Origin of the sequence: Bradyrhizobium sp. AT1, assembly GCF_001590795.1 — a bacterium.
Classification (GTDB): Bacteria; Pseudomonadota; Alphaproteobacteria; order Rhizobiales; family Xanthobacteraceae; genus Bradyrhizobium.
Genome location: NZ_JXDL01000001.1, coordinates 2,568,019 through 2,586,855 on the forward strand (window position 1 = coordinate 2,568,019; position 18,837 = coordinate 2,586,855).

The following is an 18,837-nucleotide window of genomic DNA, read 5'->3' on the forward strand; positions in this document are numbered from 1 at the left end:
AGCTGGTCGAGCCCGAGATCAATCAGTAGCAGCCCAAACGGCCCGCGCTTTGCCCTTCGAGACGCCCGCTTCAGGGGGGCGTCTCCAAGGATAGCCGTCAAGACGGCATCTCGCGCTACCCGCCCGCCTTCGCCTCGATCCCGCCGCCCACCGTCCAGCGATCCGGATCCGGACTGTGCCCGATCAGCGCAAGGCCGTAAGCGATCGACTCGAATTGGTCGCCCGACATCAGCCGCTCGTTGCCGAACCGCTGGGCGAACAGCTTTCTCACCGCCGGCACGAACGAGGTGCCGCCGGTCAGGAACACCTTCTCCACCTCGCGCGCGGTGATGCCGGCTTCAGCCAGCACCTTGTCGACGGTGGCGCCCAACCGGGCGACATCGTCGGCAATCCAGGACTCGAATTTCTTGCGCGTGATGGCCGCGCCGATGTCGACACCGCCGCCCTTGAAGCGGAAGTCGACCTCGTCCTGCGCCGACAGCGCGACCTTGGCATCGGACACCGCGCGGTACAGCGAAAAGCCGAGGTCGAGATCGACGATGGTGATGAAATCCTCGAGCTGCTCCGGCTTCAACGCGGTGCGAGCGAGTTCGCGAAGCTCGCGCAGATCGCCATTGCTCTTCATCATCGCCAGCTGATGCCAGCGCGCCAGGTTGGTGTAATGACCGCTGGGGATCGGCAGCACCTTGTCGAAGGAGCGGAAGCTGGAGCCTTTGCCAAGCCGCGGCGAGACCACGTGATCGACGATGCGGTAGTCGAACGTGTCGCCGGCGATGCCGATGCCGGCGTGGCCGAGCGGTTCGGCGCGCAGATGCCCGCCGGCGCGCGAAAAGCGCATCACGGAGAAATCGCTGGTGCCGCCGCCGAAATCGGCGACCAGCACGGTGGCATCGCGCTCCAGCCTTCGGGCAAAGGAGAATGCCGCACCGACGGGCTCGTAGACGTAGCGCGCGTGGCCGGCACCCAGGCGCTCGAACGCCGCGCGGTAGCGTTGCATCGCCAGCGCCTCGTCGGGATTGCCGCCGGCGAAGCGCACCGGGCGGCCGACCGTGATGGTCGAGGTCTCGAAGCCGAACTTCTCGCCGCCATGGCGCGCCAATGTCCGCAGAAACGCCGCCAGGATGTCCTCGAACTTGAAGCGCTGCCGGAACACCTGCGTGGTGTTGAAGCTGCTGCTGGCCGCAAACGCCTTGAACGACTGCAGGAAGCGGTAGACGTGGCGGCCTTCGAGGAACGTCTCGATCGCCCATGGTCCGCCTTCGGCCTGGGCACCCGCGCCCGGCCGGTCCTCCCAGAAGCACAGCGCCGAGACATAGGTGCTGTGGCGCTGGCCGCCGTGCTCGAAGCGGATGGCCTCGACACGGCGATCGTCCGCCGCAAGGGCTACGACCGTATTGCTGGTCCCAAAATCGATGCCGATCGAGACGGCGGGCGAGGCGCTCGACATGAACCACTCTGACGGTTGATTGGATAAGGGGGCGGACCACTAGCCGCTTTGACTGATCCTGCCAAGCCTGTCCGCTGCAGTGCGGCCGGAACCTGGCGTCCATTGCAACGAGATTCCGCTTCGGACGGGACGATTCCGCCAGCTTTTCTTTCAAGACCGGCCACTTTAAGCCCGGATCGGCCGCATTAACCCGACGTTATGCTGCAATGCGGTGAATTCCATGCTGCCATGCAAACAAATGCGTAGACGCTGGCATCTGGTATACATAGATTGCCCTTCGACAGGAGACGCAAGACCGATCGTCTCGAGAAAGGGAATTCCAATGTCCAAGACCGCTTCCGTTGCTCTCGCCCCCTCCGCCTCGCTGTTCGCCCGCCTGATGGCCGCGATCGACAGCTTTCTGATGGCGAGCGCCGAGATTTCCAACCATAACGGCGATCTGCCGCGTTTCGGCCTGTAAGCCGTTACTTTCCCGCGCTGCCGCGCAGCGCGACGGTTTCAGAAAGATCCACATGCTACTTTTGGTGAATGGCCCCGCAAGACGGGGCCATTTCTACTTGTGCTGCTCCGAGTCAGAGTTGCCGCTGAACAAGGCTGCGACATTTGCGCACGGTGACCGGACCAGCGCTTGAAGCTTGGCATAATGCATACAAGAATGCCCCTCCAGCGCTCGCAGAAAAATTAGAGGCGCCACGGGAGGCTTTATGACGGACATGGTGCAGACAACCGCCCCTACAACCGCGCGCGTTAGCGACACGTATCGCTGGGCGCAATTGGCGATCGGTGTAGGCGCGATGGTGATGATCGCCAACTACCAATATGGCTGGACGTTCTTCGTCCCCGACATCCAGAAGAAATTCGGCTGGGATCGCGCCTCGATCCAATGGGCCTTCACGCTGTTCGTGCTGTTCGAGACCTGGCTGGTGCCGATCGAAGGATGGTTCGTCGACAAATACGGTCCGCGCCTCGTCGTGCTGGTCGGCGGCGTGCTCTGCGCCATCGGTTGGGCGATCAACGCGCAGGCCACCACGCTCAACGGTTATTACCTCGGCATGATCGTCGCGGGCATCGGCGCCGGCGGCGTCTACGGCACCTGCGTCGGCAACGCGCTGAAGTGGTTTCCGGACAAGCGCGGCCTTGCCGCGGGCATCACGGCCGCAGGCTTCGGTGCAGGCTCTGCGCTCACCGTCGCGCCGATCCAGGCCATGATCAAGGACTCCGGCTTCCAGACCACCTTCCTCTATTTCGGCCTGGGACAAGGCCTCATCATCTGCATCCTCGCCTTCTTCCTGCTCGCGCCGAAAGCGGGCCAGGTGCCGAACGTCGTGGCGAACGCCAATCTGCTGCAGACCCGGCGCAACTACCAGCCGACCGAAGTGCTGCGTCAGCCGATCTTCTGGCTGATGTACTTCATGTTCGTGATCGTCGGCGCCGGCGGCCTGATGGTGACGGCGAACCTGAAGCCGATCGCCGCCGACTGGAAGGTCGACAACGTGCCGGTCACGCTGATGGCGGTGACGATGACGGCGGTGACCTTCGCGGCGACGATCGACCGCGTGCTCAACGGCCTGACCCGTCCGTTCTTCGGCTGGATCTCCGACATGATCGGCCGCGAGAACACCATGTTCATCGCCTTCGGCATGGAAGGGTTCGGCATCTGGATGCTCTACCTCTGGGGTCACGATCCGATCTGGTTCGTGCTGCTCTCGGGCTTCGTGTTCTTCGCCTGGGGTGAGATCTACTCGCTATTCCCCTCGACCTGCACCGACACGTTCGGCGCCAAGTTCGCGACCACCAATGCCGGCCTGCTGTACACGGCCAAGGGCACGGCCGCGCTGCTGGTCCCGATCGCCAACTACATGCAGCAATCGTCGGGGACCTGGGACAGCGTCTTCATCATCGCGGCGGGCGCCAACATCCTGGCCTCGCTGCTGGCGATCGCGGTGCTCAAGCCCTGGCGCAAGGTCGTGGTCTCGAAATCGACCGTCGCCTGACGCGCTTCCCACAACTCTTCACCAAAGAAACGCCCGGCCTTTCGGCCGGGCGTTTTCGTTTTTGCGAAGTCGTGGAAGGCCCATCCCGACCGAAATGGAACCGGAGAATTTGTGACAATCCGCCGCAGTTAGGACTTGCTTTCTGGAATATGGTATACCAAGCTGCCCATCGCGCTTGCGACGATAAGCCACAATATTTGCGACACTGGGTCATCTTGCAATCCCAGGCCGCAATCAATCAGCGCGTTGGGAGGTTCTTGATGATTTCCAGCACGGACGGCGCCGTCACGGCCGCGCCTCTTCGCACCGGTTTCCGTTGGCTCCAGCTCGCCATGGGCATCGTCTGCATGGCGATGATCGCCAACCTGCAATATGGCTGGACGCTGTTTGTCGATCCCATCGATGCGGCCCATCATTGGGGCCGCGCCGCGATCCAGCTCGCTTTCACCATCTTCGTCGTCACCGAGACCTGGCTGGTGCCGGTCGAGGCCTGGTTCGTCGACAAATACGGCCCGCGCATCGTCATCATGTTCGGCGGCGTGATGATCGCGCTGTCCTGGATCCTCAACTCATACGCCGACTCGCTCACCCTGCTCTACGCCGCCGCGATCATCGGCGGCATGGGCGCAGGCGCGGTGTACGGCACCTGCGTCGGCAACGCGCTGAAATGGTTTCCGGATCGCCGCGGCCTCGCCGCCGGCGCCACCGCTGCCGGCTTCGGCGCCGGTGCCGCGCTCACCATCGTGCCGATCGCGAGCATGATCGCAACGAGCGGCTATCAGCACGCTTTCCTCACCTTCGGCATCGGCCAGGGCGTGATCGTGTTCCTGCTCGCCTTCTTCATCCAGCCGCCGCGGCTGTCGATCCCGCCGAAGAAGAAGCAGCTCAATCTGCCGCAGACCAAGATCGACTTCACCCCGCCGCAGGTGCTGCGCACCCCTATTTTCTGGGTGATGTACCTCGTCTTCGTCATGGTCGCCTCGGGCGGCCTGATGACGGCGGCACAGATCGCCCCGATCGCGCACGACTTCAAGATCGCCGACACGCCGGTGACGCTCGCCGGCTTCCAGATGGCGGCGCTGACCTTCGCGATCTCGCTGGACCGCATCTTCGACGGGTTTGGACGTCCTTTCTTCGGCTTCGTCTCCGACACGATCGGCCGCGAGAACACCATGTTCATCGCCTTCGGCACGGCGGCGTTGATGCTGCTAACGCTGTCGGCCTACGGGCACATCCCCGTCGTCTTCGTGCTGGCAACCGCGATTTACTTCGGCGTGTTCGGCGAGATCTATTCGCTGTTCCCCGCGACCTGCGGCGACACGTTCGGCTCGAAATTCGCAACCACCAACAACGGCATGCTCTACACCGCCAAAGGCACCGCCTCGCTGCTGGTCCCGCTCGCCAGCGTGATCTCGGCGGCCTATGGCTGGAAGGCCGTGTTCGTGGTCGCCGTGGCCTTGAACGCGACGGCGGCGCTGATGGCGCTGTTCGTGATCAAGCCGCTGCGCCGCTCCTTCATCCTCGGCAAGGAAGCCGAGAGCGAGGCCACTGCAACCGGCAGCGCCAAAACCGAGACGGCCTAGCCGCCACCGACATCGCAGGAGTTTGAAAGGGGCGCAGCGATGCGTCCCTTTCTTTGTGTCTCGACGACAAACGTCAGTATCGCTGTCGCAAGATTTTTCGGATCAGCCAAACCAGCGCTTGACGATTGGCATTATGTATACCACACTTCCCTCAACATTCACATGAGGGAGGTTGCAATGCTGGTCGGAGACATTCTGCGCAAGAAGACGCCGCGCGTTGTCACGGTGCGAATGAACGAAACGGTAGGCATCGCCGCCAAGCTGATGCGCGCCAACAACATCAGCGCACTGGTGGTGAAGGACGTGGTCCGCTCCGAGGGCAACACCGCGGTCGGCATGTTCACCGAGCGCGACGTGGTGCGCGCCGTCGCCGAGCACGGCGCCAACGCCGTCAACGTCAAGGTCTCGCAGCTCGTCTCGGTGCAGCAATTGGTGTCCTGCACCTCGAGCGACACGATCGAACAGGTCCGGCACCTGATGAACATTCATCACATCCGCCATTTACCGGTCATCGACGATTACAGCCTCGTCTCCGTCATCAGCATGCGCGACATCGCAGCTGCCATGGATGAGGCCCTCAACGGCAAGCCGCAAGCAGCCGCCTGAACCATACGACCCTTCCCCTGCGACGACCGGCCCCGGCTCGGATCCTTCCGAGCCGGACCGGATCTTTCGTCCCAAATTCCGGCTTCGGCTCCTTCGCGAGGACTTCATGAAGATCTGCATCTATGGCGCCGGCGCGATCGGCGGATATCTCGGGGTTCAGCTCGCGCGCGCTGGCGCCGATGTCAGCCTCATCGCACGCGGCGCCCACCTTGCCGCGATGCGCGAACGCGGCCTGACGCTGCTCACGGGCGAGGAGCAGCACACCGTGCATCCGCGCTGCACCGACGATCCCACCGAGCTCGGCGTGCAGGACACCATCATCATCACGTTGAAGGCGCATTCGATCACCGGTGTAATCGAGAAAATGCAGCCGCTGCTCGGGCCGCACACCCGCATCGTCACCGCCGTCAACGGCATCCCCTATTGGTACTTCTACAAGCACGGCGGCCAATACGAGAACGCGACGCTGGAGAGCATCGACCCCGGCGGGCGGCAGTGGCGCGAGATCGGCGCCGAGCGCGCCATCGGCTGCATCGTCTATCCCGCCACCGAGATCGAGGCGCCCGGCGTGATCCGCCACGTCTACGGCAACAATTTCCCGCTCGGCGAGCCCTCCGGCGAGATCACCTCGGATGTCACGCGCCTCGCCGAGCTGTTCGTCGCCGCGGGGCTGAAGGCCCCGGTGCTCGACCGCATCCGCGACGAGATCTGGCTGAAGCTGTGGGGCAATGTCTGCTTCAACCCGATCAGCGCACTCACGCACGCAACACTCGACGTGATCTGCACCGATCCGGCGACGCGCTCGCTGTCGCGCGCGATCATGGTGGAAACGCAGGCGATCGCCGAGACCTTCGGGGTCAAGTTTCGCGTCGATGTCGAGCGCCGCATCGAAGGCGCCCGCAAGGTCGGCGCCCACAAGACCTCGATGCTGCAGGATCTCGAGCGAGGCCGCCCCATGGAGATCGACCCGCTTGTCACCGTCGTGCAGGAGATGGGCCGCCTCACCGGCATCGCCACGCCGGCACTCGACTCGGTGCTGGCGATGGTGACGCAGCGCGCCCGCATTGCCGGCCTCTATGACGGCGTCTCGACGCCTGCAGATCCGCGTGCATTGGCGGTGGCGTGATGACGACCGAAGTGAAGAAATGGCTGCGCTTCCGCCATGCCGGCACGACCGGTTTCGGGACACTGACGTCGTCGGGTATCAGCGTGCATGAAGGCGAGATGTTCGGCCGCAACGCCGCGACCGGCAAGAGCCTGGCGCTGTCGGAGGTCGAGCTGCTGGCGCCGTGTACGCCGAGCAAGATCGTCGCGCTCTGGAACAATTTTCACGCGCTCGCGGCCAAGCTGAACCAGCCCGAGCCGCCGGAGCCGCTCTATCTGCTCAAGGCCACCACCACCATCACGACGCCGGGCGCGGTGATCCGCCGGCCCTCCTACTACGACGGCAAGACCACCTATGAAGGCGAGCTCGGCATCGTCATCGGCAAGACCTGCGCGCGGGTCTCGCCTGATGAAGCCGACAGCTTCATCTTCGGCTACACCTGCGTCAACGACATCACCGCCAACGACATCCTGACCAGCGACCCCACCTTCCCGCAATGGGCCCGCGCCAAGGGCATCGACGATTACGGCCCGTTCGGCCCCGTCATTGCAACCGGCCTCGATCCGGCGAAACTCACGGTCCGCACCATCCTCAACGGCGCCGAGCGGCAGAACTACCCGATCTCCGACATGATCTTCTCGGCGCAGCAACTGGTGAGCAAGATCTCGCACGACATGACCCTGCTCGCCGGCGACCTCATTGCCGTCGGCACCTCGGTCGGCGTCGGCGTGATGAAGGAGCCGGTGAATATTGTCACGGTGGCAATCGACGGCATCGGCGAGCTCACCAACGAATTTCGGCTGTAGCTGCGATGCCGTAGCCCGGATGGAGCGAAGCGTAATCCGGGGCAGTCCATCGTCATGCACAGGTCCCGGATTGCGCTTCGCTCCATGCGGGCTACAGGCTATCGCCATCGTCGCCGCAGTGCGGCAAAATTGATCCTGCGCAAATCACGCCGTCCCCGCCGCCACTATCCTTTCCGGCAAGACACCGATGTCTCATGCCAGGGAGGACGCCATGACAAATGCTAATAATGCACTTTTGTGGACGGCTCTGTACTTTGCGCTCGCATTCGGCGCGATCTTCGTCGTCTGGTTCGCCGACAAGATACGCGCGAGCTTCCTCGGCAAATGAGCGCTCCGCGGCGCGTCGGCGGCTGAGGCGAGTAACGAAGTCTGCGTAGAATGTAGCGTAGTCCGGGTCCCGCGCGATGCTCCCGCATGCGCCTATCCGGGCTGCAGAAATGCTCGCTCCGTCATTCCGGGGCGGAGACCCACCGCTGCGGGAAGAACCGGCATCCGCCGTGCCCTCTTTCCCTCAATCAGCGGTGGATCGCGCGTCCTGAGGCATCATGCACCTCCGACAGCCCCTTGCGCGGTGTTCGGCTCTCCAATAGCAATCATGGCGAAAATGTGTGCCGGCGTGAGGAATTCACGATGTGGCTGTTTTTCCTGGTTGCCTGGTTGGTGCTGCTGGCCGTCATCGCGTTTCTCGCCCAGCAGGCGTTTGGTTACGACATTGCCCATCTGCCCGCCTGGTTCGCGGGGCTTCCCATGCCGCAACGCATCACTGTCGGCGCGATCCTGGCGGGGACGCTGACCCTGATCGGCGCTTCCGCCTGGCGACTCTCACGCCAGGACCGCAGCCTGAAGACGCTGCGCGACCGCCTCAAGAAGACCCGCGAGGACGTCGTCGTCGCCCACGCCCTGCAGAACCATCTCGACGCCACCGTCCAGCATTTGATCGAGAGCGATCCCCGGGAAGCGGTCTCCGCCCTCCACGACAAGCTCGGCGAGATCGAGCAGCGCGCGCTGCTGCAGCAGGGCCGCAACGAATCCACCGACATGCACGACCAGCTCGCCGAGATCCGCCGCCGCCAGCAGGCACTGCGCGAGATGGTCGGCAAGGTCGCCGATCAGCGCCGCGCGGTCGAGCCTGTGTTCACCGAGATCCGCGATCGCCAGAACCAGCTCGAACGCTCGCTGCACGACCTCGAGACCGACGACCGCAAGAACAACCTCGCCGACCGGCAGCGCGACATCGCGCGCGACGTGTCGGCGCTGCTGGGACGGGTGAATGCGGTCCAGGAGACATTTGCGACCCTGAATCAGTACAAGGAGGATCTGGCGAAATCCCACGCCGAGCTTGTGCCGCTGCGATCAACGGATGCCGGTATCAACGCCCTGATCGGCGAGCTCAGCCTCAGCCACGACCGCCTCGCCAAGAGCATCGACGAGCTCGAGACCCTTGGCGAGACGCCGCTTCTGGCCCGCGTCGAGACGCTGTCGAAGAACAAGATCGAGATCGAGCAGCGCCTCGCCCGCATCGACGACAGCTTCAACATCCTGAAAACCATTCGGCTCGATTTCGAGGAGCTCGGCCAACGCCAGGCCCAGCTCGAACGCTCGCTCGCCGACGTCGAGACCGACCCCGACGGCAAGACTCTGGCAGCGCGACAAAACGCGCTGAACGATTTCGTCCTGCAGTCCCGCCAGCGCCTCGGCGCGCTACAGGAGACCTTGGCGACACTGAACACCTTCAAAACCGAGCTGTCGAAGTCGCAGGCCGACCTCGTCCCGCTCAAGGCCCCCGTGTTCGGCATCGAAGCCATGATCGCGGACGTCGGCGCGACGCGGGATCTCCTCGCCAAGACCGTCAGCGAGATCGAGGCGAATGGCGAGGAGACGCTGGCCTCGCGCGTCGACGCGCTGACGAAAAGCAAGCGCGAAGTCGAAGACCGCCTTGCCCGCGTCTTCGACAATTTCAACGCGCTCGACGCCTTGCGCAAGGACATCGGCGGCATCTTCGCGACGATCAGGAACAGCCTGAACCGGATCGGATGAGGCGTTGCTTAGGATGGGCAGAGCGCCTCTCCGAAACATCCAGACACATCACATCTCCGCGCGCCAGAGATATGCCGCTGACATGCCCCGCGCGCGCCGCAACTTGGTCGCATTCGGACGCCTTTTTGTGAGGCGTGTCTGGGGGCACGGCATGGCCGTGTTTGGGCCAAACCTTCTAGGGGTATCACTGTGAAGAAGATTGTAATTGCTCTCGGTGCCACGCTTGCTCTGGTGACGGCTGCGAACGCTGCGGATCTGCCGCGCCGCCAGCCCGTGCCGGTCTATTCTGAGCAGGCCCCGATCGGCAAGATGCCGATTGGCAAGAGCCCGGTTGGAAAGGCCCCGATCGGCAAGGCGCCGGGCCCGGTCGCCGCGCGCTACTGACGGGCCGCGCAAGACCAGCGTTAAGCGGCCGACAGTCGAGGGGCACAGCGTGACGAACAAACCTGATCGATCGGGACCCTGCATCCTTGCCGGGTTCGCACTCGCGGCGATGATTGCGTGTACGACGCCCTCGGCCTCGGCCCACGAAGCGAACAAGCGCGTTGCCGAAGCCAATGCGCTTGCCACGACCGACTCCACGTCGCGGCCGGCGCCGCAATCGACGCGGCGCTCCGTCGCGCGCGCGGAGAAAGGTCCTTATTACGTCGACTTCCGCGCCCGCACCGCCGCGAGCTGGGGTCACGCCTTCATCTGGTACGGCAAGACCAGTGAGAAGGCTGTCGAGGTCGCAGGGCTGACGCCGGCCGGCGACACGCTCGCCTATGTGCTCGGCCACATCACTTTCGTGCCGTCGGAGACCGGCGCGAGCTACGGCGATCTCGATCCGGAATATCTGACCGCGAGCTACCGGGTTTATCTGAACGAGGCCGACGCCAAGCGCGTGTTCGCCTACATCAAGCAGAAGCAGGCGAACTCGCCGGTGTGGAATGCCGAGACCATGAACTGCACCGGCTTCATCGGCGACATCGCCGAGTTCATGGGCCTCGAGGTCCCCAACCGCTGGCAGCGCCCGGAAAACTTCGTCAACCGCCTCAAGGAAATGAACGGCGGCCGCCAGATGGTGCGGCTGTCGGCGGAGTAGCGGCTCTCTCCACACGCGGTGTCATTGCCCGCGAAGGCGGGCAATCCAGTATTCCAGAGACAGCAAGGCAGGAACCGACAAGCCGCAGCGTACTGGATGCCCCGGTCAAGCCGGGGCATGACAGTGTTAGGTGTGGCGGTGCTTCCGCTCGCCCGTCGGGCAAAACACCCTGCACAATTCTTGCACCCCGGCTGTCAAGTCCCGCTACTCAAAATATTCCACTTTACCGAAATTCGGATTTGTCGTACAAGCGACCCACCCTGGCCCGAGACAAGGGGCGGATCGCGATCGTCACGAACCGCGGGCTGGGCAGCGATGGACGCGACGGCGTCGGCGCGAGGGGCATTGCAGGGCGGGACACCGTGAGCAATCGCCCTTTGGCGCACACGACACGGCGCTGACAGCGTCTTCGCATGGTTTCGGGGGCGAGCACACGCCACCCCTCGGATTCCCAGCGAAGACGTGCGCGGACGGTCAAGTCGTGTGGTCCCGACGCCCGAGGTTCTGGCGTCAAGGCTTGCGGTGATGCGGTGGCCGACCGGTCCGCGCATCGATCATCCGCAAGGCGACGGGGGCAATAGTGCAATGCTCCCCGAGGAGAGCGCGAAGTACGCCGTAAACCATCGCGCAGGGAAGGCCGGGCGACCGGCACACCTGTGGTCCACCCCGTGTGCATCTTTTCGCGCACGGATCGCGGGTGCCGCCGGCGCCCGGCCTTCCCTGCGCCCTTGTCCCGATAAGGGCGACGCGACGAAGCAAAGCTCGGGCGAGATGAGCCGCGAGAGCGAGAAGGTGTGTCCATTGTTTGAAAAATCGATCGAGATTATCCGTGTCCCGGACGCAGCGCAGCGTCCCTTCGACGGTGCGCTGCAGAGCCGGGGCCCATCTTTCGGAGCCCTCGCTGAACATGGGTCCCGGCTCTGCGCCGCAACGTGAAGGACGTTGCAGCGCGTGCGGGACACAAGCCTCCAGGATTGTCCGCGCCACGGAATCCTCCTCATCCCCGCATGATCGCCCCGCCCCTGTCGCACGTCCCGCTGATAGACTTTTCCCCACCCCGGCGGCATCCTTGCGCCATCAACCGACAACAGAGCCTGCGGGCCACCCCAGGGGGAAACACATCATGCTGCAAACACGCTTCACTGAACTCGTCGGCGTCGAGCACCCGATCGTCCAGGGTGGCATGCAATGGGTCGGGCGTGCCGAGCTGGTTGCCGCCGTCGCCAACGCGGGCGCTCTCGGCTTCATCACGGCGCTGACCCAGCCGACGCCGGAGGACCTGACCAAGGAGATCGCGCGCTGCCGCGACCTCACCGACAAGCCGTTCGGCGTCAACCTCACCATCCTGCCCGCCATCAAGCCGCCGCCTTATGCCGAATACCGCGCCGCCATCATCGAAGCCGGCATCACGGTGGTCGAGACCGCCGGCAACAAGCCGCAGGAGCATGTCGACGAGTTCAAGAAACACGGCGTCAAGGTTGTGCACAAATGCACCAGCGTCCGCCACGCGCTCTCGGCCGAGCGCATGGGCGTCGACGCCATCTCGATCGACGGCTTCGAATGCGCCGGCCATCCCGGCGAGGACGACACGCCCGGCCTGATCCTGATCCCGGCCGCCGCCAACAAGATCAAGATCCCGATAATCGCCTCCGGCGGCTTCGCCGACGCCCGCGGCCTCGTCGCCGCACTGGCGCTGGGCGCCGAGGGCATCAACATGGGCACCCGCTTCATGGCCACCAAGGAGAGCCCGATCCACCAGCTCATCAAGGAGAAGATCGTCGCCAATGACGAGCGCGAGACCGAGCTGATCTTCCGCACCATGCGCAACACCTCGCGCGTCGCCAGGAACGAGATCTCGACCAAGGTCGTCGCGATGGAGAAGGAAGGCGCCAAGTTCGAGGACATCCGCGAGCTCGTCGCGGGCGCACGCGGCAAGATGGTCTACGCGACGGGCAATTCCGACGAAGGCATCTGGTCGGCCGGCCAGGTGCAGGGCCTGATCCAGGACATCCCGAGCTGCGCCGAGCTGATCTCCCGCATCGTGCGCGAAGCCGAGGCGATCATTCGCAGCCGGCTGGAGGGCATGATCGTTCAGCCGCAGCGCGAAGCCGCGGAATAATCACTGCAAGAGGCGAGAGCAATTCATGAAAGCCTATGTCTACGGTCCTGAAGGCGCTCGGATTTCCGAGGTCGCTCAACCAAAGCCGAAAGGCACGCAAGTGCTGGTCAAGGTCCGCGCCTGCGGCCTCAACCGCGCCGACACCGGCATGCGCAGGGGTCACGCCCACGGCGCGGCCGGCGGCGTCGGTGCCGTGCTCGGGATGGAATGGGCCGGCGAAGTCGCCGAGCTCGGTCCGGATGCCAAGGGCGTCAAGGTCGGCGACCGCATCATGGGCTCGGGCGGCGCGGCGTTCGCGGAGTACACGCTGGCCGACCACGGCCGGCTGTTCCGCACGCCCTCCAACATGAATTTCGAGGAAGCGGCCACCCTGCCCGTCGCGCTCGCGACCATGCACAACGCCGTCGTCACAATCGGCGGCGTGCAGGCGGGCCAGAGCGTGCTGATCCAGGGCGCCAGCTCCGGCGTCGGTCTGATGGCGATGCAGATCGCGCGGCTCAAGGGCGCCAAGCTCGTGGTCGGCTCGTCGACCGATGCCACCAGGCGCGGCCGGCTGAAGGACTACGGCGCGGACCTCGCGGTCGACAGCTCCGATCCCAAATGGGTCGACGAGGTGTTGAAGGCCACGAACGGCGAAGGCGTCGACCTCATCGTCGACCAGGTCTCGGGCAAGGTCGCCAATCAGAACCTCGCGGCGACCAAGGTGAAGGGCCGCATCGTCAATGTCGGCCGACTCGGCGGCACCCACGCCGATTTCAACTTCGACCTGCATGCCGCCCGCCGCATCGACTATGTCGGCGTCACCTTCCGCACCCGCACCATCGAGGAGGTCCGCGAGATCTTCGAGGAGGTTCGCAAGGACATCTGGGGCGCGGTGGAATCGCGAAAACTGCAGTTGCCGATCGACAAGGTGTTTGCGTTCGACCAGATCGACCAGGCGTTCGAGCACATGGAGGCGAACAAGCATCTGGGGAAGATCGTGGTGACGTTGTAAGAAGCGGTGACGGGGACGACGAGAGCGACCGCGCATTCCTCTCCCGCTCCTGCAACTCACTCGCGACTAACCCTGTGGATCGTCGCTTGATGTTCACCGGGAGGCTGCTAAATCCCCGCCATGACCTCCCAGCACGACAAAACCTCGGTCGCCGCGATCTCGATCTTCGCCAGCGGCGGCATGGCGGCGGCCAAATTCGCGGTCGGGATCGCGATCGGCTCGCTGGCGCTGATCTCCGAGGCGCTGCATTCCTCGATCGACCTGGTCGCGACCATCATCACCTGGGCCGTGGTGCGGGTGTCCGACAAGCCGGCGGACGACGAGCACCATTACGGCCACGGCAAGCTCGAGAGCATCTCGGCGCTCGGCGTCACCGCCCTGCTCTACGTGCTCGCCGGCGGCATCCTGGTCGAGTCCTACAGCCGGCTGCGCGAGGGAACCCCGCCGCCGACCATCTCGGCCGTGCCCTTCGTGGTGCTGGTGATCGACATTCTCGTCAATCTCTGGCGCGCCCGCGCCCTGCACCGCGCCGCGCGCGAGACGCGGAGCCAGGCGCTCGCGGCCGACGCGCTGCATTTCGCCTCCGACGTGATGGGCTCGTTCGCCGTGATCGTGGGCCTGATCCTCGCCGGCCTCGGCTTCTGGTGGGGCGATGCCGCCGCGGCCGGCGCGGTCGCCGTGATGATCGCCCTGCTCGGCCTGCGCATGGCCGGCTCGACCGTGCAGACCCTGGTCGACCGCGCTCCCGAGGGCGCGCAGGAAAAGGCCACGGCGGCGATCCGCAGCGTGCCCGGCGTGATCGACGTCGAGCGGTTGCGGGTCCGCATGGTCGGTGCCACCACCTTCATCGACACCATCGCAAAAGTGCCGCGGACCTATCCGATCGACCGCGTCGAGGAGATCAAGCGCAAGGCGCACGCCGCCGTCGAGCAGGCATTCGGCGATGCCGACCTCTCCTTCACTCCTGTCCCGGTCGCGCGCGACAACGAGACCGTCCGCGACCGCATCATGGTGATCGCGCGCAATTCGGGCCTCGCCATCCACCACGTCACGGTGCACGACCTCGGTGGCAAGCTGATCGTCAGCATCGACCTCGAGGTCGATGGCGGAATGCAGCTCGACGCCGCCCATGACGTCGCCAACACGCTGGAGCGCAACATCCAGGAGGAGTTCGGCGAGGACGTCGAGGTCGACGTCCATATTGAGCCGTTGGAACCGGAATTGCCGTTCGGGGTCGATGCCACGCCGGAAAGGGTTCGGACCATCGCCGACGCGTTGACGGAATATGCCGCTGGCGGCGGCGAGATCCACGACATTCATAATGTCCGCGTCCGCAACACCGATGCCGGCGAGATCGTCAACTTCCACTGCCGCGCCACGCCGTCGATGAGCGTGATCAAGGTGCACGAGCATGTCGACGCGATCGAGCGGGCGCTGCGGCGCGCGTTCCCGAGCGTGAAGCGCGTCATCAGTCACGCCGAGCCGCCGCGCGCCTGACGCGGCGCACGCGACGAAGACTGTGCGAGGAGTCACACGTTCTCGTTTCGGACTCCTGGCGGACGTAGGTTTGCGGACGCACGATGCGCAAATTGCGCGCTGGATAAGAATAAATTCGCGTTAACGATTCGTTGACTCTCGACAGCCCGCGAAAACTGGATTCAAATCGCTGTGATTCGGAAGCGATGTGGGGCTGCTTCCGGACTTCAGTTGCAAGCTGGTTTTCAGGGGGCCGAAGGCATGTCGCGTGCAGACGCCGCGAACGCGTGCGTCCAATCCGATTCGATCAAAGGATTGGCGCAATCGATCGCGAAACCTGCCTATCATCGGCTCTTGATCGCAGAGCCGGCGCTTCGTCGCGCCGTGCCGACGCTGATCATCGCGTTCCTGATCACGATCTGCCTCGGCGCATTCGTGCAGGTCGTCGACCAGACGCGCCAGAAGCGGCTGGTGATCCGCCACGACATCTCCGCGCTCGCCGATCTGCTCGCCGAACGCATCGACCGTCTCACCTCGGTGCGGCAGGAGCGGCTCAGGAACATCGAGAGCCTGCCGACAGTGCTGCCCGACCTGATCCCGACCTGGGGCACGGCCACGGGCCGCCACGTCATCGTCACCTCGGCCGGCATCGAGCGCCGCGTCCTCGCCCGCATCCCGGTCGACAGCGACCCCGCGGGCAACGATCGCCTGCTCGATGCCATCACCACGGCGCAATTGCTCGCCGCACCGACGCGCGACGGCAACATCTCCGACATGACGCTGCCGAGCGGCAACGCCGCGATGGCGACCTCGCGGCAGATCAAGTCGCTGCCCGGCTTCGTCACCGTGATCCAGGAACGCAATGAGCCGATCTGGGGCTCGGACGCCGCGCTCTCGGTGACGCTGTCGGCGACGACGGGCTTCGTCGTCCTGATCCTCGGCTTCGCCTTCCACTGGCAGTCCACCCGCGCCCGCGAGGGCGATCTCATCAACGACGCCGTGCGCGGCCGCATCGACACCGCGCTCAACCGCGGCCGCTGCGGCCTCTGGGACTGGGACCTGTCGCGCGGCCGGATCTTCTGGTCGCAATCGATGTTCTCGATGCTCGGCCTCGACGGCCGCCACGAGCTCCTCACTTTCGGCGAGGTCAACGCGCTGGTGAAGTCCGACGACATCGACCTGTTCGCGATCGCCGACCAGCTCATCTCCGAGAAGATCGACCACATCGACCAGACCTTCCGCATGCAGCATGTCGACGGTCATTGGATCTGGCTCCGCGTCCGCTGCGAGAAAACGCGCGGGGCGACCGATTCCAGCGTGCACCTGATCGGGATCGCCGTCGACATCACCGAGCAGAAGAGCCTCGCCGAGCGCACCGTCGAAGCCGACCTTCGCCTGCGCGACGCGATCGAAACGATTCCGGAAGCCTTCGTGCTGTGGGATGCGAGCGACCGCCTGGTGCTCTGCAACTCGCACTTCCAGCGCCTGCACAAGCTGCCCGACACCGCCGTCATCCCCGGCACCTCCTACGAGACCGTGCTCGAGGTCGGCCGCATGCCGGAGGTGCGCACCCGCCACAACGAGACCGCTGCCCAAGGCCCCGGCGCGCGCACCTTCGAGGCGCAGCTCGACGACGGCAGCTGGCTGCACATCAGCGAGCGCCGCACCAAGGACGGCGGCTACGTTTCGGTCGGTACCGACATCACCCGGATCAAGGAGCATGAGCAGAAGCTGGTCGACAACGATCTGCGCCTGCGCGCGACCGTCATCGACCTGAAGCGTTCGCAGGCCGCGCTGGAGCGCCAGGCCGTCGAGCTCGCCGATCTCGCCGAGAAGTACCAGCGCGAGAAGACCCGCGCCGAGGAAGCCAACCAGACCAAGTCGAAGTTCCTCGCCAATATGAGCCACGAGCTGCGCACGCCGCTCAATGCCATCATCGGCTTCTCCGAGATCATGGGCTCGGGCATGTTCGGCGAGCTCGGCAGCGAAAAGTATCAGGAATACTGCCAGGACATCCTGACCAGCGGCCACTATCTGCTCGAGGTCATCAACGACATCCTCGACATGTCCAAGATCGAGGCCGGCCGCATGAAGCTCGACATGGAAGAGCTCGACCTGGCGCAGACGCTGGCGGAATCCTTGCGGGTCGTCACCGGCCGGGCTCAGGACAAGCACCTGACACTCGACGCCGACATCGCAAAATCCATTTCCGTCGTCGCCGACCGCCGCGCCACCAAGCAGATCATCGTCAATCTGCTCTCCAACGCCGTAAAGTTCACGCCCGACGGCGGCCGCATCGTGGTGCGCAGCCGGCAGCTCGACGACAGGATCGTGCTGATGATCGCCGACACCGGCATCGGCATCGCGCCGCATTCACTGACACGGCTCGGCCGCCCGTTCGAGCAGGTCGAGAGCCAGCTCACCAAGACCTATCACGGCTCGGGCCTCGGCCTTGCCATCGCCCGCTCGCTGGCGCAGCTCCATGGCGGGTCGATGCGGCTGCGCTCCAAGCTCGAAGTCGGCACCGTCGTCCGCGTCACCCTGCCACGCGACGCGATCAAGGCGGCGTCCGGGATCTCGGCCGCGGCTTGAAGCCTACAGCTGCAACGACGGCGCCACTTCGCGCGCGACGTTGACCAGCGCCGCGATCAGCGGCGTCATCGGATCGCGCTGCGGGATCACCATGCCGATGCTGTAGTTGACGTCGGGATCGACGATCGGGATCGAGCGCACCGTGTCGGACAGGCCGAGCGTCTCGGCGAGCTTGGCCGGCATTACGCTCGCCCAGCGTCCCGTCTTGACATGGGTGAACAGCACCAGCAGCGAATTCGAGGTCAGTGTCGGCGTCGCCTCGGCGCCGACCGAGCGCAGCGCGCGGTCGATGATGCGGCGGTTCTGCATGTCGGGCGTCAGCAGGCAGAGCGGCACCTGCCCGACCTCCTTCCACGTCACCGTCTCGCGGTCACCGAACATCGCGTCCGGCGCGGTCAGCAGACGATAGCTCTCGTTGTAGAGCGGAATGGTGCGCACCTTGCCGATCGGCTCGTTCTCGATATAGGTCAGCCCCGCATCGACCTCGAGATTTTCCAGCAGACCCAGCACCTCCGACGAGGTGGTCGACTGGATGCGGAAACGCACCTCGGGGTGCCTTGCGCGAAACGGCGTCGTCAGCGCGGCGACCATGCCGAGCACTGTCGGGATCGCCGCAATGCGGATCTCGCCGGAGAGCTGGTGCTTCAGCCCGTTGATCTCCTCGCGCATCGCGCGCGCATCGCCCACGATCCGCCGCGCCCAGTCGAGCGCGCGCTCGCCTTCTGGCGTAAAGCCCTGGAAACGCGACCCGCGCTGGACCAGCATCACGCCGAGGATCTCCTCGAGCTGCTTGAGCCCGGTCGACATCGTCGGTTGCGTCACGCCGCAGACCTCCGCAGCGCGTCCAAAATGACGCTCCTTCGCCAGCGCCAGCAGCAGTTCAAGCTTGTCGATCAACCGGTCGTCCCCTCGAATTCTGTTGTGGCACGCAAGCTAGCATGCCGGGCCTGCACCAACACGCAAAAACCGGCAGCCGATACAACTTTCATCAGCA

15 protein-coding genes are annotated in these 18,837 nt (G+C 64.8%); 13 read left to right on the forward strand and 2 right to left on the reverse strand.

Annotation, left to right across the window (positions count from 1 at the left end; all coding sequences use genetic code 11):
- Window positions 1-115: 115 nt before the first annotated feature.
- Complete coding sequence (locus SE92_RS12275) at window positions 116-1,447, reverse strand: Hsp70 family protein (protein WP_063195933.1); 1,332 nt, start codon at window positions 1,445-1,447, stop codon at window positions 116-118.
- A gap of 322 nt (window positions 1,448-1,769) precedes the next feature.
- Between SE92_RS12275 and SE92_RS36630 the strand changes: the two genes are divergently transcribed.
- The 13 genes from SE92_RS36630 to SE92_RS12335 all read left to right on the forward strand — a co-directional run bounded on the left by SE92_RS36630 (window position 1,770) and on the right by SE92_RS12335 (window position 17,843).
- Window positions 1,770-1,907 carry a hypothetical protein gene (locus tag SE92_RS36630; RefSeq protein ID WP_194388353.1) on the forward strand — a complete coding sequence of 46 codons (138 nt, stop codon included), beginning with the start codon at window positions 1,770-1,772 and terminating at the stop codon, window positions 1,905-1,907.
- 244 nt (window positions 1,908-2,151) lie between these two features.
- Entirely contained in the window at window positions 2,152-3,441 is a 1,290-nt protein-coding gene (oxlT, locus tag SE92_RS12280; RefSeq protein ID WP_063195934.1) for an oxalate/formate MFS antiporter, read from the forward strand.
- 260 nt (window positions 3,442-3,701) lie between these two features.
- A complete protein-coding gene (gene oxlT / locus SE92_RS12285) occupies window positions 3,702-5,024 on the forward strand; it encodes an oxalate/formate MFS antiporter (RefSeq protein WP_063195935.1) in 1,323 nt (440 codons plus the stop codon).
- A gap of 177 nt (window positions 5,025-5,201) precedes the next feature.
- Complete coding sequence (locus tag SE92_RS12290) at window positions 5,202-5,630, forward strand: CBS domain-containing protein (protein ID WP_063195936.1); 429 nt, start codon at window positions 5,202-5,204, stop codon at window positions 5,628-5,630.
- A gap of 106 nt (window positions 5,631-5,736) precedes the next feature.
- Window positions 5,737-6,756 carry a 2-dehydropantoate 2-reductase gene (locus SE92_RS12295; protein ID WP_063195937.1) on the forward strand — a complete coding sequence of 340 codons (1,020 nt, stop codon included), beginning with the start codon at window positions 5,737-5,739 and terminating at the stop codon, window positions 6,754-6,756.
- Window positions 6,756-7,541, forward strand: coding sequence for a fumarylacetoacetate hydrolase family protein (locus SE92_RS12300; RefSeq protein ID WP_063195938.1), 786 nt, complete (start codon window positions 6,756-6,758; stop codon window positions 7,539-7,541). Before SE92_RS12295 ends, SE92_RS12300 begins: the two co-directional genes overlap by 1 nt.
- 630 nt (window positions 7,542-8,171) lie before the next feature.
- Window positions 8,172-9,578 (forward strand): coiled-coil domain-containing protein, encoded by a 1,407-nt coding sequence (locus SE92_RS12305; RefSeq protein WP_063195939.1) that lies wholly within the window; start codon window positions 8,172-8,174, stop codon window positions 9,576-9,578.
- Between the two features lie 183 nt (window positions 9,579-9,761).
- Complete coding sequence (locus tag SE92_RS12310; protein ID WP_049820038.1) at window positions 9,762-9,962, forward strand: hypothetical protein; 201 nt, start codon at window positions 9,762-9,764, stop codon at window positions 9,960-9,962.
- Window positions 9,963-10,011: 49 nt separating this feature from the next.
- Complete coding sequence (locus SE92_RS12315; RefSeq protein WP_063195940.1) at window positions 10,012-10,662, forward strand: hypothetical protein; 651 nt, start codon at window positions 10,012-10,014, stop codon at window positions 10,660-10,662.
- A 1,123-nt stretch (window positions 10,663-11,785) separates the two neighbouring features.
- Window positions 11,786-12,781 (forward strand): NAD(P)H-dependent flavin oxidoreductase, encoded by a 996-nt coding sequence (locus tag SE92_RS12320; protein ID WP_063195941.1) that lies wholly within the window; start codon window positions 11,786-11,788, stop codon window positions 12,779-12,781.
- Between the two features lie 25 nt (window positions 12,782-12,806).
- Window positions 12,807-13,775 carry a zinc-binding dehydrogenase gene (locus tag SE92_RS12325; RefSeq protein WP_063195942.1) on the forward strand — a complete coding sequence of 323 codons (969 nt, stop codon included), beginning with the start codon at window positions 12,807-12,809 and terminating at the stop codon, window positions 13,773-13,775.
- A gap of 120 nt (window positions 13,776-13,895) precedes the next feature.
- Window positions 13,896-15,272, forward strand: coding sequence for a cation-efflux pump (locus SE92_RS12330; RefSeq protein ID WP_063195943.1), 1,377 nt, complete (start codon window positions 13,896-13,898; stop codon window positions 15,270-15,272).
- A 240-nt stretch (window positions 15,273-15,512) separates the two neighbouring features.
- Window positions 15,513-17,843 carry a PAS domain-containing sensor histidine kinase gene (locus SE92_RS12335; RefSeq protein ID WP_063195944.1) on the forward strand — a complete coding sequence of 777 codons (2,331 nt, stop codon included), beginning with the start codon at window positions 15,513-15,515 and terminating at the stop codon, window positions 17,841-17,843.
- A 3-nt stretch (window positions 17,844-17,846) separates the two neighbouring features.
- Here the strand turns inward: SE92_RS12335 and SE92_RS12340 are convergent, their stop codons facing one another.
- Window positions 17,847-18,740, reverse strand: a complete 894-nt coding sequence (locus tag SE92_RS12340) for a LysR family transcriptional regulator (RefSeq protein ID WP_063195945.1) — start codon at window positions 18,738-18,740, stop codon at window positions 17,847-17,849.
- Between the last annotated feature and the right edge of the window lie 97 nt (window positions 18,741-18,837).